The sequence below is a fragment of the Haloferax sp. Atlit-109R genome (assembly GCF_003665865.1).
GTDB classification, from domain to species: Archaea; Halobacteriota; Halobacteria; order Halobacteriales; family Haloferacaceae; genus Haloferax; species Haloferax volcanii.
In genome coordinates this window covers 1,215,396-1,237,063 of record NZ_QPLO01000001.1, presented here as the reverse complement: position 1 = coordinate 1,237,063, position 21,668 = coordinate 1,215,396, and the positions used below count along the sequence as shown (strand labels likewise).

General features: G+C 67.0%; 27 protein-coding genes and 1 tRNA gene. 11 read left to right on the top strand and 17 right to left on the bottom strand.

Annotation, left to right across the window (positions count from 1 at the left end; genetic code table 11):
- Nucleotides 1-3: 3 nt before the first annotated feature.
- Genes DVK03_RS06495 through DVK03_RS06480 form a run of 4 tightly spaced genes read right to left on the bottom strand, consistent with a single transcriptional unit; the run spans nt 4 to nt 3,408 of the window.
- The gene (locus DVK03_RS06495; protein WP_115802500.1) at nt 4-1,584 is read right to left on the bottom strand and encodes a GMC family oxidoreductase; all 1,581 of its coding nucleotides are present in this window, start codon (nt 1,582-1,584) and stop codon (nt 4-6) included.
- Nucleotides 1,577-2,194 (bottom strand): gluconate 2-dehydrogenase subunit 3 family protein, encoded by a 618-nt coding sequence (locus DVK03_RS06490; protein ID WP_004043646.1) that lies wholly within the window; start codon nt 2,192-2,194, stop codon nt 1,577-1,579. The genes DVK03_RS06495 and DVK03_RS06490 overlap by 8 nt, the downstream gene beginning before the upstream one ends.
- A gap of 41 nt (nt 2,195-2,235) precedes the next feature.
- Nucleotides 2,236-2,628 (bottom strand): DUF1648 domain-containing protein, encoded by a 393-nt coding sequence (locus tag DVK03_RS06485; RefSeq protein ID WP_004043647.1) that lies wholly within the window; start codon nt 2,626-2,628, stop codon nt 2,236-2,238.
- 48 nt (nt 2,629-2,676) lie between these two features.
- Entirely contained in the window at nt 2,677-3,408 is a 732-nt protein-coding gene (locus DVK03_RS06480) for a fumarylacetoacetate hydrolase family protein (protein WP_115802499.1), read from the bottom strand.
- Between the two features lie 307 nt (nt 3,409-3,715).
- Here DVK03_RS06480 and DVK03_RS06475 point away from each other — a divergent pair, with 307 nt between their 5' ends.
- Both DVK03_RS06475 and DVK03_RS06470 read left to right on the top strand, forming a co-directional pair.
- Nucleotides 3,716-4,432: a metal-dependent hydrolase gene (locus DVK03_RS06475; RefSeq protein ID WP_115802498.1), complete on the top strand. Its 717-nt coding sequence runs from the start codon at nt 3,716-3,718 to the stop codon at nt 4,430-4,432.
- A gap of 100 nt (nt 4,433-4,532) precedes the next feature.
- Complete coding sequence (locus DVK03_RS06470; protein WP_115802497.1) at nt 4,533-4,931, top strand: OsmC family protein; 399 nt, start codon at nt 4,533-4,535, stop codon at nt 4,929-4,931.
- A 111-nt stretch (nt 4,932-5,042) separates the two neighbouring features.
- Here DVK03_RS06470 and DVK03_RS20405 read toward each other — a convergent pair whose 3' ends face one another.
- The 3 genes from DVK03_RS20405 to DVK03_RS06460 form a co-directional block, all read right to left on the bottom strand.
- Nucleotides 5,043-5,177: a hypothetical protein gene (locus tag DVK03_RS20405; RefSeq protein ID WP_255409741.1), complete on the bottom strand. Its 135-nt coding sequence runs from the start codon at nt 5,175-5,177 to the stop codon at nt 5,043-5,045.
- Nucleotides 5,178-5,255: 78 nt separating this feature from the next.
- The gene (locus DVK03_RS06465) at nt 5,256-5,852 is read right to left on the bottom strand and encodes a DJ-1/PfpI family protein (RefSeq protein ID WP_004063616.1); all 597 of its coding nucleotides are present in this window, start codon (nt 5,850-5,852) and stop codon (nt 5,256-5,258) included.
- 108 nt (nt 5,853-5,960) lie between these two features.
- Nucleotides 5,961-6,743, bottom strand: a complete 783-nt coding sequence (locus DVK03_RS06460) for an HAD-IIA family hydrolase (protein ID WP_115802496.1) — start codon at nt 6,741-6,743, stop codon at nt 5,961-5,963.
- Nucleotides 6,744-6,821: 78 nt separating this feature from the next.
- On the opposite strand from DVK03_RS06460, the gene DVK03_RS06455 reads away from it, so the two are divergent.
- The 5 genes from DVK03_RS06455 (at nt 6,822) to DVK03_RS06435 (ending at nt 10,393) form a co-directional block, all read left to right on the top strand.
- Nucleotides 6,822-7,076 carry a hypothetical protein gene (locus DVK03_RS06455; RefSeq protein ID WP_115802495.1) on the top strand — a complete coding sequence of 85 codons (255 nt, stop codon included), beginning with the start codon at nt 6,822-6,824 and terminating at the stop codon, nt 7,074-7,076.
- A 70-nt stretch (nt 7,077-7,146) separates the two neighbouring features.
- Nucleotides 7,147-7,932 carry a GTP cyclohydrolase III gene (locus DVK03_RS06450; RefSeq protein WP_115802494.1) on the top strand — a complete coding sequence of 262 codons (786 nt, stop codon included), beginning with the start codon at nt 7,147-7,149 and terminating at the stop codon, nt 7,930-7,932.
- Nucleotides 7,933-7,935: 3 nt separating this feature from the next.
- Nucleotides 7,936-8,934: a zinc-binding alcohol dehydrogenase gene (locus tag DVK03_RS06445; protein WP_004063621.1), complete on the top strand. Its 999-nt coding sequence runs from the start codon at nt 7,936-7,938 to the stop codon at nt 8,932-8,934.
- A 6-nt stretch (nt 8,935-8,940) separates the two neighbouring features.
- The gene (locus DVK03_RS06440; RefSeq protein ID WP_115802493.1) at nt 8,941-9,318 is read left to right on the top strand and encodes a 6-carboxytetrahydropterin synthase; all 378 of its coding nucleotides are present in this window, start codon (nt 8,941-8,943) and stop codon (nt 9,316-9,318) included.
- 1 nt (nt 9,319) lies between these two features.
- On the top strand, nt 9,320-10,393 hold the full coding sequence (locus DVK03_RS06435) for a glycosyltransferase family 4 protein (RefSeq protein ID WP_115802492.1): 1,074 nt from the start codon (nt 9,320-9,322) through the stop codon (nt 10,391-10,393).
- A 54-nt stretch (nt 10,394-10,447) separates the two neighbouring features.
- On the opposite strand, the gene DVK03_RS06430 is transcribed toward DVK03_RS06435, so the two are convergent.
- From DVK03_RS06430 to DVK03_RS06400, 9 genes are all read right to left on the bottom strand, one after another.
- Entirely contained in the window at nt 10,448-11,752 is a 1,305-nt protein-coding gene (locus tag DVK03_RS06430; protein ID WP_115802491.1) for an MFS transporter, read from the bottom strand.
- A gap of 111 nt (nt 11,753-11,863) precedes the next feature.
- Nucleotides 11,864-12,352, bottom strand: a complete 489-nt coding sequence (gene hdrA / locus DVK03_RS06425) for a dihydrofolate reductase HdrA (protein WP_115802490.1) — start codon at nt 12,350-12,352, stop codon at nt 11,864-11,866.
- A gap of 108 nt (nt 12,353-12,460) precedes the next feature.
- Entirely contained in the window at nt 12,461-12,841 is a 381-nt protein-coding gene (locus DVK03_RS06420) for a hypothetical protein (RefSeq protein WP_004063630.1), read from the bottom strand.
- A gap of 67 nt (nt 12,842-12,908) precedes the next feature.
- Entirely contained in the window at nt 12,909-13,031 is a 123-nt protein-coding gene (locus DVK03_RS20400) for a hypothetical protein (protein ID WP_255409740.1), read from the bottom strand.
- 87 nt (nt 13,032-13,118) lie between these two features.
- Nucleotides 13,119-13,295: transfer RNA gene (locus DVK03_RS19785), tRNA-Trp, on the bottom strand.
- Nucleotides 13,296-13,351: 56 nt separating this feature from the next.
- Entirely contained in the window at nt 13,352-13,579 is a 228-nt protein-coding gene (locus DVK03_RS06415) for a DUF5795 family protein (RefSeq protein ID WP_013035372.1), read from the bottom strand.
- A gap of 95 nt (nt 13,580-13,674) precedes the next feature.
- Entirely contained in the window at nt 13,675-14,061 is a 387-nt protein-coding gene (locus DVK03_RS06410) for a secondary thiamine-phosphate synthase enzyme YjbQ (protein WP_115802489.1), read from the bottom strand.
- Nucleotides 14,062-14,103: 42 nt separating this feature from the next.
- Nucleotides 14,104-15,006 (bottom strand): DUF5794 domain-containing protein, encoded by a 903-nt coding sequence (locus tag DVK03_RS06405; RefSeq protein ID WP_115802488.1) that lies wholly within the window; start codon nt 15,004-15,006, stop codon nt 14,104-14,106.
- Between the two features lie 84 nt (nt 15,007-15,090).
- The gene (locus tag DVK03_RS06400) at nt 15,091-15,288 is read right to left on the bottom strand and encodes a hypothetical protein (protein ID WP_013035350.1); all 198 of its coding nucleotides are present in this window, start codon (nt 15,286-15,288) and stop codon (nt 15,091-15,093) included.
- A 396-nt stretch (nt 15,289-15,684) separates the two neighbouring features.
- Here DVK03_RS06400 and guaB point away from each other — a divergent pair, with 396 nt between their 5' ends.
- From guaB to DVK03_RS20015, 4 genes are all read left to right on the top strand, one after another.
- Complete coding sequence (gene guaB, locus DVK03_RS06395) at nt 15,685-17,181, top strand: IMP dehydrogenase (protein WP_115802487.1); 1,497 nt, start codon at nt 15,685-15,687, stop codon at nt 17,179-17,181.
- A 141-nt stretch (nt 17,182-17,322) separates the two neighbouring features.
- Nucleotides 17,323-18,411: a TrmB family transcriptional regulator gene (locus DVK03_RS06390; protein ID WP_006600364.1), complete on the top strand. Its 1,089-nt coding sequence runs from the start codon at nt 17,323-17,325 to the stop codon at nt 18,409-18,411.
- 153 nt (nt 18,412-18,564) lie between these two features.
- Complete coding sequence (locus tag DVK03_RS06385) at nt 18,565-19,155, top strand: HalX domain-containing protein (RefSeq protein ID WP_004063642.1); 591 nt, start codon at nt 18,565-18,567, stop codon at nt 19,153-19,155.
- A gap of 221 nt (nt 19,156-19,376) precedes the next feature.
- A complete protein-coding gene (locus tag DVK03_RS20015; RefSeq protein WP_008605571.1) occupies nt 19,377-19,517 on the top strand; it encodes a hypothetical protein in 141 nt (46 codons plus the stop codon).
- Here DVK03_RS20015 and DVK03_RS06380 read toward each other — a convergent pair whose 3' ends face one another.
- Nucleotides 19,518-21,563: a hypothetical protein gene (locus DVK03_RS06380; protein WP_115802486.1), complete on the bottom strand. Its 2,046-nt coding sequence runs from the start codon at nt 21,561-21,563 to the stop codon at nt 19,518-19,520.
- Nucleotides 21,564-21,668 lie beyond the last annotated feature (105 nt).

The window sequence follows — 21,668 nt, the reverse complement described above, 5'->3', positions numbered from 1 at the left end:
CCGTCAGCCGAGCGCCGCCCGAAGCGACTCGGCGAGTCGCACGGAGAGCGCCGCGATGGTGAGCGTCGGGTTCATCGCGCCGCCGGTCGGGAAGACGCTCGACCCCGAAATCCAGAGGTTGTCGAGGTCGTGCGCTCGGCACTCGGCGTCGACGACGCTCTCGTCGGGGTCGTCGCCCATCCGCGTCGTCCCCATGTGGTGGTACGCGGGGCCGGTCTCGTCGGGGCCGACGGTCCAGCGGTCCTCGACGCCGAGTTCGTCCAGCACGCGCGTCTGAATCTCGTTGGCTCGCGAGAGCGCGGCCTCCGTCTGTTCGTCGACGGACCAGTGTATCTCGGGGACGGGGTCGCCGAGGTCGTCGGTCGTCCCCCGGTCGAGGCCGACGTAGTTGTCCTCGCGGGGGAGCTGTTCGACCAGCGCGCCCATCGAGATGTGCGTGCCGTAGCTCTCGTCCAACTGGTCGCGCAGGTCGTCGCCCCACGTGTCGGCGTGGAGGGCCTCGATGACCGGCGACGGGCCGGCGTAGTTGAGAAACTCCAGTTTGAGGCCGTTGACCGGCTCGGCGTCGTCGTAGAACTGGTGGCACTCGCTGGTGTTGAAGCCGACGTGATTCTGTCGCGTGGGGCGGTCGAGGCGGCCGCCCGCCCCGGCGAACAGGTGGTCCATGAAGTACCGACCGACCGCCCCCGAGGAGTTGGCGAGGCCGTCGGGGTAGCGGTCGGAGTCGGAGAGCAGGAGCAGTCGGACGTTCTCGACGCCGCCGCAGGCGAGGACGAACTGGGTCGCTTCCTGTCTGTGGGTCTCGCCGTCGGGCGTCGTGTAGGCGGCGGCGACGACGCGCTCGCCCGTCTCGTCGTGGTCGAGTCGCCGGACTCGCGCCCGGTCGATGACCCGCGCGCCCGCGGCTTCGGCCTTCTCGACGTGTGATTCGGCGGTGTACTTCGCGCCGGAGGGACAGACCGGCTTGCACGTCCCGTAGCCGACGCAGGACGACCGGCCGTCGTAGGGTTCGGAGTTGCGGGCGTTGCCCACCGAGTGCATGTCGATGCCGAGGCGCTCGCAGGCCGCAGCGAAGATAGAGTCGGAGTGCGACGGCCGGAAGGCGGGAAGGGGGTGGGGCTCCTCCCGCGGCGGCGCGTAGGGGTTGTCGGCCGCGCCGGCGACGCCCAACTCGCGCTCCGCGGCGGCGTAGTACGGCCGGAGGTCGCCGTAGCCGATGGGCCAGTCGGCCCCGACGCCGTGTCTGGAGTCGAGTTCGAAATCGCGCTCGTGGAGGCGCATCACCATCCCCTGCCAGTGGAGCGTCGACCCGCCGACGCCCTTCACGCGGGCGGTGTTCAGCGGGTAAAACGAGTCGCCGGAGGAGGAAAACGCGTCCCGCGGGCCGCCCATCTCCCACGGGCCGCCGAGGCCGGGGCGGATGTGCTGTTCCAGCTGTTCCCGCCTGTCGCCGTCGAACCGCGGCCCGGCTTCGAGGACGACGACCGACGCCCCCGACTCGGCGAGTCGGTGAGCCACGATACCGCCGGCGGGCCCGGCACCGACGACGCACACGTCGGCGTCTGAGACGGGCGACCTATCCATCGTGCTCACCGCCCGAGTCGGGCAGTTCGCCGGGGGCGTCCATCGTCGCCCGCCGGTAGCTTTCGGTCCCGCCGGGGTGGCCGATGGGGTTTTCGATGCCGACGAGACGGCCGCCGGTCGGTGAGGCGTAGAAGGCGTACAACAGTTCGTTCACGACGTGAAACCGGAGGCGCTCGGAGAGCGTCCCATCCTGAACCGGGTCGGCGGTGTCGACGCCGAGTTCGCGCAGGAGGCGGTCGCGGTCGCCCGCCGGGAGGTCGGCGAAGGCCGCGCCCTCCCAGTCGCGGGCCACGTCGTCTAACTCGGTCGCGGCGTCGACCATCGCATCCCGGCGCGCGTCGTCTCTCGCGCGGCCGACGACGTAGGTCTCGACGAACTCCGAGACGCCCTCGGCCGCGCTCGGAAAGACCACCTCGCCCGCGGCGACCATCGTCTCGCGCACCGCGGTCGGCGGGGCGTCGTCGCCGTCCGCGCCGTCCTCTCCGGACGAATCGCCCCTCTCATCGGTCGACTCGGCGGTCGGCGGGTCGAACCGGGTCAGCGACACGGCCCCGCCGGTGACGCCGAGACCGGCGAGCACGGCCAGCGCGTCCCGTCGCGTCAGTCGCATTCGGCGGGAATTAGGCCAGCCTAATCTTAGGGCTTGCCTTCTCAGCCCGCGCGGTCGAGGACGACGGCGACGACGCCGAACGTGACGACGGCGGGAACGACCGCGACGACCATGTTGAACCGCGCGCCGAGGTTGTACGCGAGGACGAGCGCCTGCACGTACGCGAGAAACGTCGCCAGTATCGCGTCGAAGACGGGCGGCGCGCCGGTTCCGATGCCCGAGGCGTCCGCGAGACGGGTGATGAGAAGCGCGCCGACGCCGATTGCCGGAACGAGAAGCACGCCCAGCGGGGCGGCGACGAAGGAGTCGGGGTCGCCGCCGACGCCGAAGTGAATCGCGACCGAGGATGGGAGCGCGGGAAGGAGGGCGACGCCGGCGACGGCGCTCAGTGCGAGAATCGCAATGCCGACGAGTGTCAACCGAGGGACTCGCATACGGTCGGATTGCGACTCGGTGACGAAAAAACGGGGTGTCGGTCGCGCTCAGGCCTGTCGGACTCGGTGTTCGAGGACGCCGACGCCCTCGACTTCGACTTCGACGGTGTCGCCGTCTGCCAGCGGGCCGACGCCCTCGGGCGTTCCGGTCGAGATGACGTCGCCGGCTTCGAGCGTCATGTAGGTCGTGATTTCGGCGACGAGGTCGGGAATCGAGAAGATGAGGTGTTCGATGCTTGAGTCCTGTCGCGTCTCGCCGTTCACGCGAAGCGAGATGCTCGCGTCGTCGGGGAGGTGGTCGGGGTCAGCGAGAACCGGCCCGAGCGGGGCGGAGCCGTCGAACGCCTTCCCGCGGACCCAGTTCGTCTCGATGTCCTGGTCGTCGCGGTTGGACACGTCGTTCATGACGGTGTAGCCCGCGATGACCTCCGCGGCGTCCTCGGGCGCGACGTTCCGGCACTGCTCCCCGATGACCACCGCGAGCTCGGCCTCGTGTTCGACGTCTTCCTTGCCCGCGGGGAGCGTCACGGTGTCGCCGTGGCCGGCGACCGCGTTCGGCGGCTTGAGGAACAGAAGCGGACGGTCGGGGACCTCCTCGTCGCGCTCCTCGGCGTGCTTGGCGTAGTTGCGGCCGATGCAGACGATTTTTGACGGCTCGCACGGGGGGAGCACGTCGACCTCGTCGAGGTCGTAGCGCTCGCCGCCGAAGGAGACCGAATCGCCGTGCCACTCGCCGGTTCGAACCGCGCCCGCGGGGTCGCGGAATCGGACGTGATGCATGCCCCACGCGTCGGCGGGTGGCGTGATAGGCTTTTACATCGCGCGAGTCGCCCGGTGACGCGGGACAGTGTTGCACGATTCTCATCGCTTTTGTGGCCGTGGGATGACGGACGCGTATCGGCCGTCCCGGACAGTTCGTTCGAGTGGACTCGGGCGGCCGATTCTGCTGTCGAACTCGACGCGAGAGCGCCGGGGCTGTGCCGTCGAACGACGCCGAGAGAGCCCGACGAGCGGCACCGCCGAAAAGCGGTCACACCACCCCCTGCGAATAGCTTTTTGTGTATTTCGCCTGTAACAACCGAGTGCTATGGAACTCACCTGGCACGGTCACTCGACGTGGTACGTCACGGTCGGAGACACCTCGCTTCTCATCGACCCGTTTTTCGACAACCCCGCCACGTCTCTCGACCCGAGCGACGTGGAGACGCCGGACTACGTGCTTCTCACTCACGGGCACGCGGACCACATCGCCCACGCAGGCGAGTTCGACGGCGCGACGGTCGTCGGCACGCCCGAACTCACCGGCTACGTCGAAGCCGAGATGGGCGTCGACGACACCATCGGGATGAACATCGGCGGGACGGTCGAACTCGGCGACGCGTTCGTCACGATGGTCCGCGCCGACCACACGAACGGCATCAACACCGGCTACGAGCACGAGGCCGGGATGCCGGGCGGCTACATGATTAGCGACGCGGTGCCGACACAGGAGTCCGACGCCGACTCCACGACGTTCTACCACGCCGGCGACACGGGCCTCATGACCGACATGCGCGAGATTTTCGGCGCGTACTTCGAGCCCGACGCGGCGGCGCTCCCGGTGGGTGACCACTTCACGATGGGGCCGTGGCAGGGCGCTGTCGCCGCCGATTGGCTCGGCGTCGACCACGCCTTCCCGATGCACTACAACACGTTCCCGGCCATCGAAATCGACGTGCGCGACTTCGAGCGCGAGGTCAAAGCCGCCGGCAGTCACGCCGAGGTCCACGCGCTCGACGGCGACGAGTCGTTCACGCTCGAATAACCCCGCTCGGTCGGCGGCGACCCGTTTGGGGTGGGCGCTTGTGCACACCGTTGTCCTATTGAGGAACTTTTAGGGTCGGTCGCTTCTTTCTTCGGAGTGAATGTCCGACATCCAGACCTCTACTGTCAGCGAGGACGGTTTCGCATGCACGAGCCAGGTCGGCGACTTCGACCTCCAAATCGACGCCACCGACGAGACGGGTCCGAACCCGAACGCCGCGCTCGTCGCGACGTACGCCTCCTGTTTCCTTCCCGCCTTCCGCGTCGGCGGGCAGAAGACGGGCTTCGACGACCTCGGTAAGGTCCAGATCGACGCCGACGCCGACCTCGACGACGGCGACGACCTCGAACGCATCAGCTTCGACGTCTACGTGGAGTCCGACCTCTCGGACGACGAGTTCGCTGAAATCGCGGAACTCGCCGAGGACATCTGCCACGTCCACGACGCGCTCCGCGACGAGTTGCAGGCCGACGTGACCGTCGTCGGCGACGCGTTCTAAGCGTCGCTCGCGGCTGCGCCGACACGTACTCATTCTTTTCGCAGAAACCGACGCCGCCAGCGACGAGTGTCGCCGCAGGCTCGGATTCGGGTTCCGAGACGCCCCGCCGGGTCAGTCGCGGCGCTTCTTATAGCTTCGAAGACTCATCGCCTCGCCTTCCACGATGATAACCTCGCGGTTTTGGGGGTCCGATTCGACGACGTCGTCGACCTGTTCGCGGAAGTACGGGCTGTTCGGCTCTTCCATACCTCTCCCTTCGTCGCCCCTAATAAAAATCTTTGTCAGACATTCTCACACGCGATATCGTGTGAGCGGCTCGACGAATCAGTCGTCCGCGGCCGCTGCGGCCGGTTCGTGGCTGATTTCGGTGCCGAGCACGTCGAGGAACGCCGCCAGCCACTCGGGGTGGTCCGGCCACGCCTGCCCGGTAACGAGGTTGCCGTCGACGGTCACTTCGTCGACCCACGAGCAGCCCGCGCGCTCGACTTCCGCGCGGACGGCGGGGTAGGCGGTCATCTCGTAGCCGTCGAGGACGCCCGCGGCGGCGAGAATCTGCGGGCCGTGGCAGATTGCGGCGACCGGCTTGCCCTCGTCGAAGAAGTGCCGGACGGCGTCGAGCACCTCGTCGTAGCCGCGGAGATACTCCGGCGCGCGGCCGCCGGGGACGACGAGCGCGTCGTAGTCCGCGGGGTCGATGTCCGCGAACGTCGCGTTCAGCGCGAAGTCGTGGCCGCGGGTCTCCAGATACGTCTGGTCGCCGCGGAAGTCGTGGACGGCGGTCTTACACCGGTCGCCGTCCTCCTTTTCGGGACACACCGCGTGGACCTCGTGCCCCACCATCTGGAGCGCCTGGAACGGTACCATAATCTCGTAGTCCTCGACGAAGTCGCCGGCGAGGAGCAGAATCTTCTTTCCGGACATGGGCATCACCCAGTCAGTAGTTGTCGCGTCAGAACGATAATGATTGTGTAGGCAGGACCGGCGACGACGCGGAACTCGATGCTCGACTGCTCTCGTGGGCGAACCGTGCTACTCCGAGACGAGACGCCCGACCTCGCCGAGGCCGTCGAGGACGTGGTCGGGTTCGTACTCGCTGGCCGCGAGAGCCGCGTCGTCGGTCACGCCGGTTCGGACGAGCGCGGTGCCCATGCCCGCGTCGAGGCCGAACGCGATGTCGGTATCGAGGCGGTCACCGACGATGAGCACCTCCTCGGGAGGCAGGCCGAGTCTGTCGAGGACGTCCTCCTGGGCGACCTTCGAGGGCTTGCCGAGAATCGCGTCGGGGTCGCGCTCGGCGACGCCCGCGACGGCGTTGATAATCGCGCCCGACCCGGGGATGTCGCCGTCGGCGGTCGGGATGATGACGTCGGGGTCGGTGCCGTAGAAGGCGGCCCCGGCCCGGAGCGCGCGGTTGGCGTCGCGGAGGTCGTCGTAGTGGAACTCGCGGTCGATGGCGACGACGACGACCTCGGGGTCGTCCTCGGGACCGACGAGTTCGAGGCCTGCGTCGCGGAGTTGATCGCGGAAGCCCGACTCTCCGATGGCGAACGTCCGCGCGCCGGGATGCCGGTCTGCGAGGTACGCCGTCGTCGTCGTGCCGGAGGTGACGACCTCGTCGGCGGTCGCCTCGATGCCGGCTCGGCGGAGCCGCGCCTCGTAGGCGACGGGCGCTTTCGTCGGGTTGTTCGAGACGAACAGTCGGTCGAGTCCGGCGGCGTCGACGGCGGCGAGCCCGTCGAGCGCGCCCGGAATCGCTTCGTCACCGCGGACGACGGTCCCGTCGACGTCGAACACGACACCTCGGTAGTCCATCGTCCTCGGTAGGGAGCCGGGGCTGTTGAACGTTCGCCCGAGAGAACCATTATGTTCGTTGGTGACATATGTCGTCGCATGGATGTCTCTTCGAAGCGATTGACCGGGTGGCTTCGCGGCCCGGCGACCGGCAACAGCCCCATCGGTGTCTACGGGCTGGTGACCGCGATGGTCGCGGTGTTTCTGACGTACTCCATCGTGGCCACGGTCTCCGTCGTCGGCCCGCTTCTGTCGACGACGGCTATCGCCCTCCTGTCGGTCGGCGTGTGGCTGGCGACGTGGGCGGTCCTCGACGTGGTCGCCAGCCGGACGATCCGGGAGTCGGGCGGCTGAGCGACTCGGGGTTGCGGCGGGACCGTCACAGAACCAAAGACCAATATGCGCGACGCCCTACTCGTCTACCGTGACGAATACGCAGCTGACACTCGTCCAAATCGACAACTACGGGCCGTGGACGGTCACTCCGGACCCGCGGCGGGAGATGGACCTCCAGACGCTCCAGTCGCGGCTCTTCGCCGACTTGGCCCAGTTCGTCGGCTCTCGCGACGGGTACGCGTTTTTCACCCGATTCGACAACATGGTCGCGGTCACCAACGGTCTCGACCGCGACGACCACGAACTGCTGCAGGAGTCTATCGCGAACCGCTATCCCGTGACGCTCAGTCTCGGCATCGGCGTCGACCGGTCGCCCGCAGTCGCGCTCGAACGCGCCACCGACCGCATCCAGCGCGTCGGGAGCGCACAGGACGGCGACCGCCGCGAAGTGCTCTCCGGGGAGACCCTCGCGGACGCCGACCGCACGGGAACCGACCTCCAAATCGCGCACTTCGACGTGAACGACGCGACGGGCAAGTACACCGACCGCCTCAACGAGTTCGACACGTTCATCCACATCGAACAGGGCTACGCGTCGCTCATGCGCCACCTGCGCGAGGAACACGGCGCGCTGTCGTTCTTCGTCGGCGGCGACAACATCATCTCGGTCACGCCCGACCTCACAGAAGACCAGTACCGCGACGCCATCGACCACGTCGAGGCCGAGGCGGACGTGGAACTCAAAGTCGGCGTCGGCGCGGCGTCGAACGCTCACGAGGCCGGCTTCGCGGCCAAACACGCGCTCGAAGACTGTCGCCACCGCGGCACGACCGTCGAGTACGCCGACGCCGCCGTCGAGACCGCAGACGACTGAGCGATGGAGGGTCGCGCGGTCTACTTCGTGGCCCCCGAACGCGTCGAGGTCCGCGACCGCGACGTGCCAGCGCCCGGTCCCGAGGAGGTCCGCGTCCGCACCCTGACCTCCGCGGTGAGCTCCGGGACCGAGCGACTCGTCTACCGCGGCGAGGCCCCGACCGACCTCGCCGCCGACGAGTCAATCGCGGCGCTGGAGGGCGACCTCTCGTTTCCGCTCCGCTACGGCTACGCCGCCGTCGGAGAAATCGAGGCCGTCGGTGACGGCGTGCCCGACTCGCGGCTCGGCAGCCGCGTCTTCGCGTTCAACCCCCACGAGAGCCGCTTTCTCGCGTCCCCCTCGGAACTCATCGCCGTCCCCGACGACGTGACCGACGAGCGCGCCGCGCTCCTGCCGACGATGGAGACCGCGCTCAACTTCGTGATGGACGGTCGGCCGCTCATCGGTGAGCACGCCGTCGTCTTCGGACAGGGCGTCGTCGGGCTCGTGACGACCGCGCTCCTCGCACAGTTCCCGCTCGGGAGTCTGACCGCGGTCGACTGCGTGGCCGAGCGCCGGGCCATCGCCGAGGCCCTCGGCGCCGACGAGGCCGTCCATCCCGAGTCGCTTGACGCCCCCGCCGACGGGGCCGACCTGACGCTCGAACTCTCGGGCGACCCCGACGCGCTCGACGACGCGCTGTCGGTGACGCGGTACGACGGCCGGGTCGTCGTCGGGTCGTGGTACGGCACCAAGCCCGCCACGCTCGACCTCGGCGGGCGGTTCCACCGCTCGCGCATCAGCGTCGAGAGCAGTCAGGTCAGCACCATCGACCCCGACCTTCGCGGCCGCTGGGACGCCGACCGCCGCTTTTCGCTGGCGTGGGACCACCTCGAAGACCTCCCGCTGGACCCGCTCGTGACCCACCGAATCGGCGTCGAGTCCGCCGCTCGCGCCTACCGACTCCTCGAAGACGCGCCCGACGAGGCCGTCCAAATCCTCTTTACGTACCGGAACTGTTGACAGTTCATGTACCGCGTCTCGGTTCGCAGGGACCTCATCGCCCAGCACTACCTGACGGTTCCGAACCCCGGCCCGGAGGGTGAGTTACACTCTCACGCGTTCACCGTCGAGGTCGAACTGTCGGGACCGGAGCTCGACGAGTACGGCTACCTCGTCGACATCGACGACGTGAAGGCCGCGCTGGACGCGACGCTGTCTCGCTATCGCGACGAGACGATGAACGAACTCGTGGAGTTCTCGGGGCAGAACCCGAGCGTCGAGCGGTTCGCCCGCGAGGTGTGCGAGCGGTTCGTCGAGGCGGCCTCGCTCGACGCGCCCCAGCACGTCTCCGTCCGCGTTTGGGAGGACGACGTGGCGAGCGCGACCTACGAGACTCCGCTCTGACGTGCGTGTCGGCCTCGTCGTCTACGGCCCGCTCGACGACCGCTCCGGCGGCTATCGCTACGACTTCGAACTCGTCGGCGGACTCCGCGCCGCCGGCGACGACGTGACCGTCGTCTCGCTCCCCGAACGGCCGTACCGGAAGCGACTCCGGGACAACGTCACCGCCGTCCGCCGCCTCCGCGCCCTCGACGTGGACGTGCTCTTGCAGGACGAACTGTGTCACCCCTCGCTCGTCGGCGCGAACGCCCTGCTCGACGACGAGACCCCGGTCGTCTCAGTCGTCCACCACCTCAACTCGCTGGAGCGGTTCCGGGCGTGGCGACGACACGCCAGACGCGCCGTCGAGACCCGGTATCTCCGTTCTGCGGACGCGTTCGTCTTCAACAGCGAGACGACGAAACGGACGGTCGCGGCCGTCACCGACCCCGACCCGAGCGTCGTGGCGCACCCCGCCGGCGACCGCTTTGCGTCGTTCGGCGCGCCCCTCGACGACGACGAGATACGGGCGCGCGCCGCCGATGGGCCGCTCCGCGTCGTCACCGTCTGCAACCTCGAACCGCGGAAGAACGTCGACGGCCTGCTCCGCGGTCTCGCTCGCGTCCGCGACGACTGGAAGCTAACCGTCGTCGGCGCGGCGGTCGACGCCGACTACGCCGACTCGCTTTCGGCCCTCGCGGTCGCCCGCGGCATCGACGACCGCGTGACGTTCGCGGGCCGGCTCTCGGACGCCGACCTCGCCGCGACGCTCCGGGAGTCACACCTGTTCGCGCTCCCCTCCCACTACGAGGGGTTCGGCATCGCCGCGGTCGAGGCGATGGGGTTCGGCCTCCCGGCGCTCGTCTCGTCGGCCGGCGGCGCGAGCGAACTCGTCACGCACCGCGAAGACGGCTTCCTCGTCGACCCGACCGACCCGTCCGAACTCACCGACGCCGTGGCCCCGCTGTGTCGGAATCGCCGGCGGTTGCAGTCGCTCGCTATCTCGGCCCGCGACCGCTTTCTCGCGCACCCGACGTGGGACGAGACGGCGGCGACGGTCCGCTCGTTTTTGCTCGATATCGTCGGTGGCGCCGACTGACGCCGACGCCGACGCGGACCGGGCGTCGACGTCGACCACGGCGTCGAAGCGGCGCTAATCGCCGTGGGCGGGCGAGGGACTGCCGCCGCCACCGCCGCCGACCTCGACGGTTTCTCCGACCTGCGTGTAGACGAGGAGCAGGCCGACCGCGCCCAGCGCGGTCGCGGCTACGAAGGGGACGGCGAAGCCGAAGCCGACGAGGACGCCCGAGAACAGCGCGCCGATGGCGACGCCGAGGCCGAACCCCATCGTGAGAAGCGAGAGCGTCGACCCCGACTGCCCCGCCTTGGCGATGTCGCCGGCGAGGGCGAGCGAGGGAGCGAAGACGGCCGCGACCGCGACGCCTTGCAGGAACCGCGCGAGAATCATCAGCGCCGGCGTCTGGACGAACCCCTGTGCGAGCGTCGTCGGGAGCAGGAGGACGAAGCCGCCGACGAGGAACGGCCGCCGCCCGTAGCGGTCGCTCAGCCGGCCGATGGGGTACTGGAAGACGACGTTGGCGAGGACGGTCGCGCCGAACTGCACCGAAAACAGGAACGTCCCCTGGTCGAGGCGCTCGTTGATGACGTTTGCGAGCGGGGCGTACATGGCGATGCTCAGCGCCATCACGACGGTCGCGACGCCGAGGGCGAACACGGGGTCGAGGCCGGGGCCGTCGGGGTTCCGAACCGAAATCGAGATGTCGTCGGCCGCCTCGCTGTCGGTCCGTTCGGGGTCCTCGATGAGCAGTACGATGAGGACGAAACTGACCGCCGCGCCGACGACCGCGACGAGGAACGCGGCGTCGAAGCCGGAGAGCGCGACGCCGGCGAGCGAGTAGGGGCCGGCGGTGACGACGCCGCCGGCGACGAGCGGGCCGGTCCCGAAGCCGAGCAGTCGGAAGGTGTTGAACAGGCCGAAGTTGCCGCCGCGTTCGTCCTCGTCGGAGAGTTCGTTCACGAGCGCCACCGTGACCGGGATGGTGAACGCCGCGCCGAGACCCTGGAGCGCACGCATGACGAGTATCGAGCCGTAGTCCGTGAACACGAGGTAGCCGGCGCTCCCGACGGCGACGAGCGCGAGGCCGGTCAAAAGAAAGACTCGGCGGCGGCCCGTGCGGTCCGACAGCGACCCCGTAAACGGCTGGCTGAAGCTGTTGAGAAACCCGAACAGCGAGAGCACGACGCCGATGAGGAGTTCGGTCGAGAGAGGAATCCCAACGGGACCGAAAGAGAGCGTCGTCCCGACGAACGACGGCATCGACACCAGTTGGCTCCCGATGTACAACGGGAGGACGACGACCAGAAACGAGTTGGCGAGGGCGTCGACCATCCGAGCCAGCGCGAGCGCGAGAATCCGCGTGTCGAGGTTCGGACGCATCGTCGCCCGCTACGGCCCTCCGGCGTATCAAGCTACGCGCCCCAGCGACCCTCGCCGGAGTCGCCGGGGTCGCCGGAGCCGCCGGAGCCGAGCGAGTCTGGGGACCGCCGACTATCTGGACGACGCCGACCGGACCCACTCTTGGAGCGTAAAGCCCTCGTAGTCGGTCTCGGCGTCGAGTTCCCACTCGGCGGCGTCCCACTCGGGGTAGTACGTGTCGCCTTCGTACTCGCCGGGGACGCGGCTCAGCACCATCCGGTCGAGGTGGGGTTGGAACAGCGCGTAGATGGCGGCACCACCGATGACGTAGGCCGTCTCCGCGTCCAGCGACGCCGCGATGTCGACCGCCTCTTCGACGCTCGCCGCGCGGTGGGCGGTGTCGACCGAAAACGACCGTTCGCTTCGGCTCATGACGATTTGGGCGCTCCCCGGCAGGTCGTCGCGCATCGACTCGAACGTCGTCCGGCCGAGGACGACCGGGTCGTCGGCGATGCGGTTTCGGTACTGCTTTTTGTCGGCGGGGATGCTCGGCCACGGGAGTTCGCCGTCGCGGCCGATGACGCGGTTCTCGGCGAGCGCGGCGACAGAGACGAGTTCCATCACTCCCACGTCGGGCGCACGAGAGAAAATCGTTGTGCAGCGGCGGCGTCGCCTCCCGTCGTCAGCGCCCGGCATCGACCTCACCCCCGCCCGCGACCGCCCCGGCGCTCAGTTCTCCCGGTCGACGATGCGCCGGCAGTCCTCGATGAACCGCAGGAGGTCAGTCCCGACGCCGGTTCCGATGCTGATGATGATTTGCTCCGCCTCGGAGAAGGGAAACTGCAGGACGAACGCGTTCTCGTAGTAGTAGACGACCGCGCGGCGTTCGCCGGCAGGAGACGAGTCGCTACTGGGAGACGAAAACGACGTTTCGACCTGGAGGTCGGTGACGGCCGCCGTCAGCGTCCGTTCGGTGTACCGCTCCGAGAGGTCGTCGCGGATGTATTCCAGTTCGTAGCCGCCGTCGGCGGCGATGACGACCGTCCGAAGCCCGTCTCCGATGCGCCTGCTCAGATACTCGGCGAGTCGGTGCGCTGTGTCCCGTACCATACCGCCCCGTCACCCCCGGCGACTATAATCAGTTGGTATTCTTGTGGTAATCTCTTCCGACCGAACATCACTCCTTTTCAAACGAGTGATAGAGGCTCGGCGCATAGAGAAACAGCCGCGGGACCGCCGCCGCGACGGCGCGTTGGTTCTCGCCGTCGCTGTCGCTCTTCTCTGGTGGAGAATCGCTCACAGAGAACGCACCTCCTGAGTGGGTGAGAACCCACGCGAGAGCGTCGCTACTCCGTGATAAAACCCTGCGTTAGAATTAAGGTTAGAGTGGGGCCGGAGGGATTTGAACCCCCGATCGACTGATATCTCCGGTGGGCACCTCGGAACTCCAGAGGGTCGTCAACACGACCGATGATCAGTCGGTCGCTCAGTATATCAGCTGGAGTGTCGTCCCGGGCGCCAAGCCTCTGGAGTCAGTCGCCATGCCGGGCTTGGCCACAGCCCCGATTCGTTCTGTCTGCACTCTCTCGTATGGCGATTTTTCTTAAAGGGGTTTCGATTCTACTCGTCGCGGTCGTCGTCGGCCCAGTCGCACTCCTGGCATTTGTAGGCCGTCACGAACTCCGTCACGCTCGGCATGTAGCCCACCTGGATGACGTTCTCGCCGCACTCCGGGCAGTCGAAGTCGGCGTCCTGAATCGGCTCGGCGTCCATCGGGCGCTCGCCCTCGACGAGTTCGGCGAGCGTCTCGGGCGTGACCATCCGTCCTTGTACGACGCGATTGCTCATACCCGTGCAACCGTCCCGAAGTAAGTAAGCCCTCCGCCAGCGGTCGGGGAGGTGCCGGGGACCTGGCTGTCAGCGAGGCCGCGCCCCGAGTCGATTCAGGGCGTCGCAACCGTCACGGTCCGCGTGCGCGGGCCGTCGCACTCCACGAGGAGGACGGACTGCCACCGACCGAAGTCGAGAGAACCGTCCGCGACCGGTATCGAGACGCCGTTGCCGACGAGGAGCGCGCGGAGGTGCGAGTCGGCGTTGCCGTCGAGTTCGTCGTGGTCCCAGCCGTCGTCGGGGACCGCCTCGGCGAGCATCGATTCGATGTCGCCGAGCAGCCGCGATTCGGACTCGTTGACGCAGACGCCGGTCGTGGTGTGTTTCGAGAAAACGGTACAGACGCCGTCGTATCCCCGTGGAAGCGCCGCCTCGACTTCGTCGGTCACGTCGACGACCTGAAGCCGGCACTCGGTTCGGATATCGAAAGTCCGTCGCACGCGACGTGGTTCGTCGGCCGGGAGAAAAAGTCGCCCGGCGGGTTACAGCCAGGGGGCGCGCGACTCTTCTTCGCCGGGATAGCCGTACCCCGGTTCGGAGTCGTCGTCGGTCTCGTTCGCGTCGTCGACCAGCGCGTCGTAGTCGGCCGGGTCGGCGTCGTCGCCGCCGTCTGCGACCGCCCCGTTGGCGTTCGCGTTAGGCGTGGCCGACTCGGCGGAGGCGTCGTCGACGAACTCGTCGAGGTCCGCGTCGTCGGAGCCGGGGTCGAACGCGAACAGCGCGGTGACGGCGAGGACGCCGAGGGCGACGGGGGCCTGCGTCGGCATCAGGCCGAGCACTTCGAGCGCCAGCATGCCGAGGGCGACCGAGCTCCCGAAGCGGAAGAGGTCGATGTCGACGTTGCCGCGGAGTTGCGGGGCGAACAGCGCGACCGCCCCGGCGAAGCCGACGCCCGTGCCGGCCGCCGCGCCGGCGCTGAAGAGGCGAACCGGGTTAGCGGTGAGCAGGCTCGTGCCGGCGGAGACGACCGTTTCGATGCCGCCGGGGTTGAAGCTCGCAACGAGACCGAGGCCGACGATGACGCTCGGCGACGGGAGGTACTCGCCGACCTTCGAGGAGGCCGTCTTCGCCGCCACGGCGAGGATGACGAGGCCGGCGAACCGGTGGAACCGCTCGAAGTACAGGACCTCCGCGATGACCTCCGCGAGGGCGGCTTCGGCGACGGCGACCGGGATGAGCAGCGCGCCGAGCAGGAGGATGGACGTGAGCTGTTCGCGGCGCGTGCCGTCCATCTCGGCGAGGATGACCGCGACGGTTGCCGACCCGCCGAAGATGAGCAGTCCGGTCTGGAGAATACCCGCGACCGAGGGGGTCCCGGCGGTGGTCGTCAGCGCCCCCGCGATGATGAGGGCTGGGAAGATGCCGTCGATGAGGGGCAGCCCCATGACCGTTGCGAGCAGTCTGGTGGCACCCCCTACCTGTTGCTCGAGGCGAAGGGCGACTGGGTGGCGTGAGACACTCATTCGATGTTACTGGCCGTCACCATGGCCCAAGCGGCGATACGAACGCAATTCGGACAGGGGCGTGCTGGCGCTCTGCACGCGAAGCCCATTTCGTCCGAAATTGAACTCCCGTTTAAATGTCTGCCACATCGCTGTAAAGAGAATGCCGGAGTCGGAGGTCGTTTGACCGGCAATGCGCGATGCGGCGGGACACGTGGAGTCCATACAAGATTACATTAGGACAGGAGTATTAAACGTTGTGTGGGATACGCCCGCACGGGACACGAGTATTTCTGCCTTCATTATAAAAAGCACTGACGATTCGTCGGCTATAATTTGAAATCTCGAAAATCTCGCGGTACACGTTCGTGAACATGGTGATTATTCACGACGGTCTTGCGGTTCGGTACTCCGTGACGAGGGGACGAACGCCCCCGAGTGGTCGCGGTCGGCGGCGGCCGTCGAACGCGGGTGTCGTCACGTGTTCTGGTGGTCGTCTCGGTCCGCCGGCGATGCGAAGAATACTCACGCACATGTATATATCACCGAACTGGTTTGCGATACATCGACACGCCCGTGCTATCTCGCAACCCTTTTGTCGTCGCCGCAACCACGCTTGATATGGCGAACGACGTTCCTGACCGAGAACCCTTCACCGAGAAGCTACGGGTACCCGAATCCCTCACATTCGACGACGTGCTGCTCCGCCCGATGGAGAGCCGCGTCGAACCCGACGACGCCGACGTGTCGACGCGCGTCTCGAAGAACGTCGAACTCAACATTCCCATCCTCTCGGCGGCGATGGACACCGTCACCGAAAGCGGGATGGCTATCGGGATGGCCCGCGAGGGCGGCCTCGGCGTGCTCCACCGCAACATGAACGCCGAGCAGATGGTCCGCGAAATCGAGCGCGTCAAGCGCGCCGACGAACTCGTCATCCGTCGCGAAGACGTGGTCACGGCCAACCCCGGCCAGACCATAAGCGAGGTCGACGAGATGATGGAGCGCGCCGGCGTCTCCGGCGCACCCGTCGTCGACGACGACGACGTGGTCCTCGGCATCATCTCCGGCACCGACATCCGCCCGTACCTCGAAGTCGGTGAGTCCGACGAGGTGGGCGAGGCCATGACGGACGAGGTCATCACGGCCGAACGCGACGTGACCGCCCGCGACGCGCTCGAACTCATGTACGACCACAAGATAGAGCGCGTCCCCATCGTCGACGACGACAGCCGCCTCGCCGGCCTCGTCACGATGCAGGGCATCCTCCAGCGCCGCGAACACGAGAACGCCGCCCGCGACGACGACGGCCGCCTCGTCTGCGGCGTCGCCGTCGGCCCGTTCGACGACGAGCGCGCGCAGATGGCCGACGACGCCGGCGCGGACGTCATCTTCATCGACTGCGCCCACGCGCACAACCTCAACGTCATCGACACCGCCCGCGACATCAAGGAGTCCGTCGAGGCGGACGTGGTCGTCGGGAACGTCGGCACGCGCGAGGCCGCGGCCGAACTCGTCGACTTCGCGGACGGCATCAAGGTCGGCATCGGCCCCGGTTCCATCTGTACGACCCGCGTCGTCTCCGGCTCCGGCATGCCCCAGATTTCGGCCGTCGCGGAAGTCGCTGACGTCGCCGCCGACTACGACATCCCCGTCATCGCCGACGGCGGCATCCGCTACTCCGGCGACGCCATCAAGGCGGTCGCCGCCGGTGCCGACGCCGTCATGCTCGGCTCCTACTTCGCCGGCACCGACGAGGCCCCCGGCCGCGTCATCACGATGAACGGCAAGAAGTACAAGCAGTACCGCGGCATGGGCTCCGTCGGCGCGATGCAGTCCGGCGGTGCCGACCGCTACCTCAAGGAGGACAACGAGGACGAGGAGTACGTCCCCGAGGGCGTCGAGGCCGCGACGCCGTACAAGGGCTCGCTCGCGTCCGAGCTCCACCAGCTCGTCGGCGGCATGCAGTCCGGCATGGGCTACGTCGGTGCCGAGACCATCCCCGAGGTCAAAGAGCGCGCCCGCTTCGTCCGCGTCTCCGCCGCCGGCCAGACCGAGGGCCACCCCCACGACGTGATGATTACCGACGAAGCGCCGAATTACAGCCCGAGCGAGTAACGCGCACCCGACCGTTTCGTTTTCCCGCTGTTTCCGTCTCCTCACTGTTCTTTCTCCCCGCTCTCGGCTCGACGCCCGGAGCGAACGCGGGGCGAGAACATACGATAATTAATAGGGATGTATGTCGTGCATCTACAAGCGATGAATACCGCGGAGCTACGCACCGCACTCCGGAACGCCGGGTTGTCTCAGTATCAGGCCGAGGCGTACGTCGCGCTGCTGCAACTCGGCGCGGCGAGTGCGACCGAACTCGCCGACGCCTGCGCCGTGCCGACCGCCCGTATCTACGATGTTCTCCGCGACCTCGAAGCGAAGGGCTACATCGAGACCTACGAGCAAGACAGCCTTCACGCGCGGGCGTGCGACCCGCAATCGGTGATGGAGGACCTCAAGAGCCGCGCCGTCCAACTGGACGACGCGGCAGAGGAAATCGAGGCGCGCTGGCAACAGCCCGCGGTCGACCGGCACATGCTGAGCATCGTCAAGCGCTTCGAGACGGTGTTCAATCGGGCCGAAGAGATGATTCGAGGGGCCGACGGCGAGGTCCAACTGTCGGTCACTCCCGAGCAGTTCGACGAGCTCAAGCCGGCGCTGTCGGAGGCGTACGAGAACGGCGCGTTGGTGAAGGTCGTGCTCCACCCCGAGCGGACCGACGAACTCGAACCACCCGCCGAACGGGAGTACCGCGGGGTCGCCACGGAGGTCAGACACCGAACCCTTCCGACGCCGTTCGTCGCCATCGTCGACCGGACGGGCGCGTGTTTCGCGCCGCACGACAACTCGGTGAACCAGTACGGCGTCCTCGTCGACGACTACACGCTGGCGTACGTCTTCCACTGGTACTTCCAGACGGCGCTGTGGGAGGTCTGGGAGGTCGTCTACGACGCGCAGACCGACGAGCCGCCGATAGTGTACTCGGACATCAGACACTTCGTACAGGACGTAGAGCCGCTCGTCCGCGACGGGAACCGAATCACCGCCCACATCGAGGGCTACGAGACCGACGAGCGCGACCCAATCGAGTTCACCGGCGAAGTGACTGACGTGTACTACACGGCGGTCTCCGCGCCGACGGACGCGTTGTCGTTTTCGGAACTCGCGGGGCAGGTCTGCCTGACCGTCGAGACCGACGGTGAGACCTACACCGTCGGCGGGTGGGGCGCGGTGTTAGAGGATGTCGAGGCGAACCGCATCACCGTCGAGTCGATTTCGGGGACATCCGACAGTTAGTATCTGTTCGGTTCGCCGGAATGTATAACAACTCCGGGGGGCAATTAGTGCCCACAAGCGCGGTTTCGGACGGCGTTAGACAAGAGGTATTTTGATATACCACTGCACGACATTGAGTTTCGTGAGCGTCTCCGGAACACCACTCCACTACCAATGAGCGCAGAACAGCCACTGGTGCTCATCGTTGAAGATGAGCCTGACCTCGCCGATCTGTACGCAACCTGGCTTAGGAACGACTACGGCGTTCGTGTCGCCTACGGCGGCCGCGAGGCGCTCGATAAGCTCGACGACGAGGTTGACGTTGTTCTCCTCGACCGTCGGATGCCCGACCTCTCGGGCGACGAGGCGCTCTCGGAGATTCGAGACCGTGGCTTCGAGTGCCGCGTCGCCATGGTGACCGCAGTCGAACCTGACTTCGACATCATCGCGATGGGCTTCGACGACTACCTCGTCAAACCCGTCTCGCGCGAAGCGCTGACCGAGACCGTCTCTAACCTCATCTTGCGAAACGCCTACGACGTGGGTATCCAAGACCTGTTTTCCCTCGCGTCGAAGAAGGCGTTGTTAGAGTCGGAGAAAGACGAGGCGGCGCTGGAAGAAAACGAGGAGTACCAGCGGCTCACCGCCCGCCTGACCGAGCTCCGGCGCGAACTCGACGAGACGCTCGGGCAGCTCGACGAAACCGAAGGAATCTCAGCGGTGTACCGAGACATCGGCGGCGAGGCCGACATCGACAACTCCTGACCAGACCGGGCAACCGTTTCGGACGCCGACCGTCTTCTCTCGTCTCCGTTCTCGTAGCCGACGCGTAGTCCGTGCAGCGTACGGGTAGTTTGCACGCCGTTACGGGAACCGTTCGCCAGACTGACGGTTACTTGCGACACCCGCTCCGTTAATTAAGTTAATTTCATATCAGATATACACGAAAAATTATAATTTCTGCACGCGCCTTGGGGTAAGTGCACATGTCCGACGACAGCAACCAGATGGTAACGTACCTCCGTCAGAACCCCCGCATGATGGGCGTCCTGTTCACGCTCACGCTCCTGCTCTCGCAGGCCGGCAGCGTGGCGGCCGGAAACACCAGCGTCATCTACGGGCCGTAACTACGCGAGGAATTCGCAATCCCAGTAGACGGCATCGTCGTAGACAACCGGAATTTGTTCTAGCGCGAGGAACTCTCGGAGTTCGTCCTCAGAGAGTTCAGTACTCGAAACGCCATCAGAGGAGAGATAATACGGCATATCACTCGAGAGTGCAGGCCTGATTAGGGACCCAATCCCGGCCTGAGAAGTATTGAATGCGTGATAAGATATCTCGAACGCGCCGCTCGACACATCCTGAACTTCACAGTAGACTGCGACTCCACTTTCGGTCTGAACGACCGATAGTCCGCCGTCCCCGACGACGCCGTACTGGTGTGCGACATCGCTGTCGATTCGGACCACGTCGAGCGACGCTTGGAGCGGGAACCCGCCGTTGAGCAGTCGGGCCAGCGTGCGACCCACGCCGACCGCCTGACTGTTGATGACCTCGCTGAACGTGACGATACCGCCGATAGCACCGGCCTCGACGAGCGCGAGTCCTTGGTCGTACGACTGGCACGCGTTGAGGAAGAACGCGCCCGTTCCGACGTGGTCGAGCGTCTCCGCGTCGACCCTGCCGTCGCGGCACTGGAAGCCGTCGTCGTCGATGTGGCCGATGTAGTGGAGGAAGTCGGTCGGCTCCGCGAGCGTCTGCCGAAGCTCCGCCCCGCTGAGGTCGTAGTGGGCGTCGACGTCGAACGACAGTCCGTCGCGCGAGCCGTACACCTCGTCGACGATGTCGGTCTCGTCGAGCATCTCGGGGTCGTTACAGACGACCGTGATACCGATATCACCCTGCGCCGGTTCGCGCTGGAGGCGGTTCCGATAGGCGGCGGGCGTGGTCTTGCTCGCGCCGACGGGCGTTCCGTCGCTAATCCACGCCTGCTCGACCGAATCGGTCGAACTGGGCTTGACGTACGTCTCGCTCGGCGTCGTCGCGCCGGCGCTCCTGACGGTCTCGGCGTCGATGTCCTCGGCGTCGGCGTCGTCTCGGAGGAAATCGTCGACGACGGCCGCCTGCACCTCCGAGTGCGGGACTTCGGTCCCGGACGGGGTCCGGACGACCGCGAGGTCGTTCGTGACGAAGGGGAGCAGTTCGACGTTGTCGGTCTGCGGCGCGACGTGCGTCGTCAGCTTCCACTCCGGGACGAGGTCGGCAATCTGGTCGTACGGAAGCTCGAAGTACGCCGCGAGCCGTTCGTCGAGCGGCGCGTCGTACAGCCCCTCGGCGTCGATATCCGTCCGCGACTCGACGGTCTGGCGCTCGTGGAGCGGCACGTCGTAGATGCCCTCCGTCCGAACGACGCAGTCGAGGAAGAACGTGCGCTTGAGCGCGCGCGCGACCGCCTCCTCGAACCCGTGTGGGCCGTCGAAGTCGTGGACGAACCCCCCTTCGGTGACGAGTCGGGGCGAGTCGCCGGGGACGAGCCTCGCGCCGAGATAGTACGCCAGCGGCGTCGCCACGAAGACGTGACTCAGCGTCGGCGGGAGTTCGATTCGGACGCCGGTGTCGGGGACGCGGAGTTCCGCCGGGATGTCGAGTTCGTCGCCCAGTTCGAGAAGCGGCGGGTGGCCCCGGAGCGTCGGGTACGACCGCTCGACGCTCGTGGTCTTGAGCGCGGAGCTGAACGCCGAGACGGCCTCCATCACGTCGAGCGGGTCGTCGGTCGTCGTAATCGTCGCCGCGGGGCTCTCGTGGGACGACCGCGCGCCGACGAACACCGTCTGGGACTCCTCGAACGAGAGCACGGTTTCGAGCGGCTGCGCGTCGACGGTCACTGCCCCGTCGACTCGGAGATACGTCTTGACCGCGCCGAAAAGCTCGATGCTGTACGTCGCCGCGTCGAGTTCCTCGCGACCCTGCTGGTCGACCTGTGCGAGCATCGACCCCGCCTCGTCGCGGACGCAGACGACCGTGTTCGCGGCCAACCCGATACGGTCGGTCTCGATGCGGACCGCGGCGTCCGTCGGGAGCGAGAACCGGCGTCGGTCGGTCGGCTCCGGCGCGACTGACGACGGCGTTCGAAGCATGAACTGGTGGCGTTCGATGTTGTCTCGAACGACCAACCCCGTGCCATCTGAAGGGAGCGAAAAACCGACTTCCAACGCGGAAGACGCGTCAGCCCGCTGGTCCTGCCCGGACGGTTCCATTGTGTCTACGTGACACGATTA

Bases quoted from the DNA above. Each gene is read 5' to 3' on its own strand.
- DVK03_RS06420 (WP_004063630.1), bottom strand. From the start codon at position 12,841: ATGGTACGGGACACAGCGCACCGACTCGCCGAGTATCTGAGCAGGCGC.
- guaB (WP_115802487.1), top strand. From the start codon at position 15,685: ATGGCGAACGACGTTCCTGACCGAGAACCCTTCACCGAGAAGCTACGG.
- DVK03_RS06485 (WP_004043647.1), bottom strand. From the start codon at position 2,628: ATGCGAGTCCCTCGGTTGACACTCGTCGGCATTGCGATTCTCGCACTG.
- DVK03_RS06475 (WP_115802498.1), top strand. From the start codon at position 3,716: ATGGAACTCACCTGGCACGGTCACTCGACGTGGTACGTCACGGTCGGA.
- DVK03_RS06430 (WP_115802491.1), bottom strand. From the start codon at position 11,752: ATGCGTCCGAACCTCGACACGCGGATTCTCGCGCTCGCGCTGGCTCGG.
- DVK03_RS06470 (WP_115802497.1), top strand. From the start codon at position 4,533: ATGTCCGACATCCAGACCTCTACTGTCAGCGAGGACGGTTTCGCATGC.
- DVK03_RS06400 (WP_013035350.1), bottom strand. From the start codon at position 15,288: ATGGACTCCACGTGTCCCGCCGCATCGCGCATTGCCGGTCAAACGACC.
- DVK03_RS20015 (WP_008605571.1), top strand. From the start codon at position 19,377: ATGTCCGACGACAGCAACCAGATGGTAACGTACCTCCGTCAGAACCCC.
- DVK03_RS06495 (WP_115802500.1), bottom strand. From the start codon at position 1,584: ATGGATAGGTCGCCCGTCTCAGACGCCGACGTGTGCGTCGTCGGTGCC.
- hdrA (WP_115802490.1), bottom strand. From the start codon at position 12,352: ATGGAACTCGTCTCTGTCGCCGCGCTCGCCGAGAACCGCGTCATCGGC.
- DVK03_RS06460 (WP_115802496.1), bottom strand. From the start codon at position 6,743: ATGGACTACCGAGGTGTCGTGTTCGACGTCGACGGGACCGTCGTCCGC.
- DVK03_RS06465 (WP_004063616.1), bottom strand. From the start codon at position 5,852: ATGTCCGGAAAGAAGATTCTGCTCCTCGCCGGCGACTTCGTCGAGGAC.
- DVK03_RS06440 (WP_115802493.1), top strand. From the start codon at position 8,941: ATGTACCGCGTCTCGGTTCGCAGGGACCTCATCGCCCAGCACTACCTG.
- DVK03_RS06415 (WP_013035372.1), bottom strand. From the start codon at position 13,579: ATGAGCAATCGCGTCGTACAAGGACGGATGGTCACGCCCGAGACGCTC.
- DVK03_RS06390 (WP_006600364.1), top strand. From the start codon at position 17,323: ATGAATACCGCGGAGCTACGCACCGCACTCCGGAACGCCGGGTTGTCT.
- DVK03_RS06480 (WP_115802499.1), bottom strand. From the start codon at position 3,408: ATGCATCACGTCCGATTCCGCGACCCCGCGGGCGCGGTTCGAACCGGC.
- DVK03_RS06445 (WP_004063621.1), top strand. From the start codon at position 7,936: ATGGAGGGTCGCGCGGTCTACTTCGTGGCCCCCGAACGCGTCGAGGTC.
- DVK03_RS06455 (WP_115802495.1), top strand. From the start codon at position 6,822: ATGGATGTCTCTTCGAAGCGATTGACCGGGTGGCTTCGCGGCCCGGCG.
- DVK03_RS20405 (WP_255409741.1), bottom strand. From the start codon at position 5,177: ATGGAAGAGCCGAACAGCCCGTACTTCCGCGAACAGGTCGACGACGTC.
- DVK03_RS06405 (WP_115802488.1), bottom strand. From the start codon at position 15,006: ATGGGGCTGCCCCTCATCGACGGCATCTTCCCAGCCCTCATCATCGCG.
- DVK03_RS06385 (WP_004063642.1), top strand. From the start codon at position 18,565: ATGAGCGCAGAACAGCCACTGGTGCTCATCGTTGAAGATGAGCCTGAC.
- DVK03_RS06490 (WP_004043646.1), bottom strand. From the start codon at position 2,194: ATGCGACTGACGCGACGGGACGCGCTGGCCGTGCTCGCCGGTCTCGGC.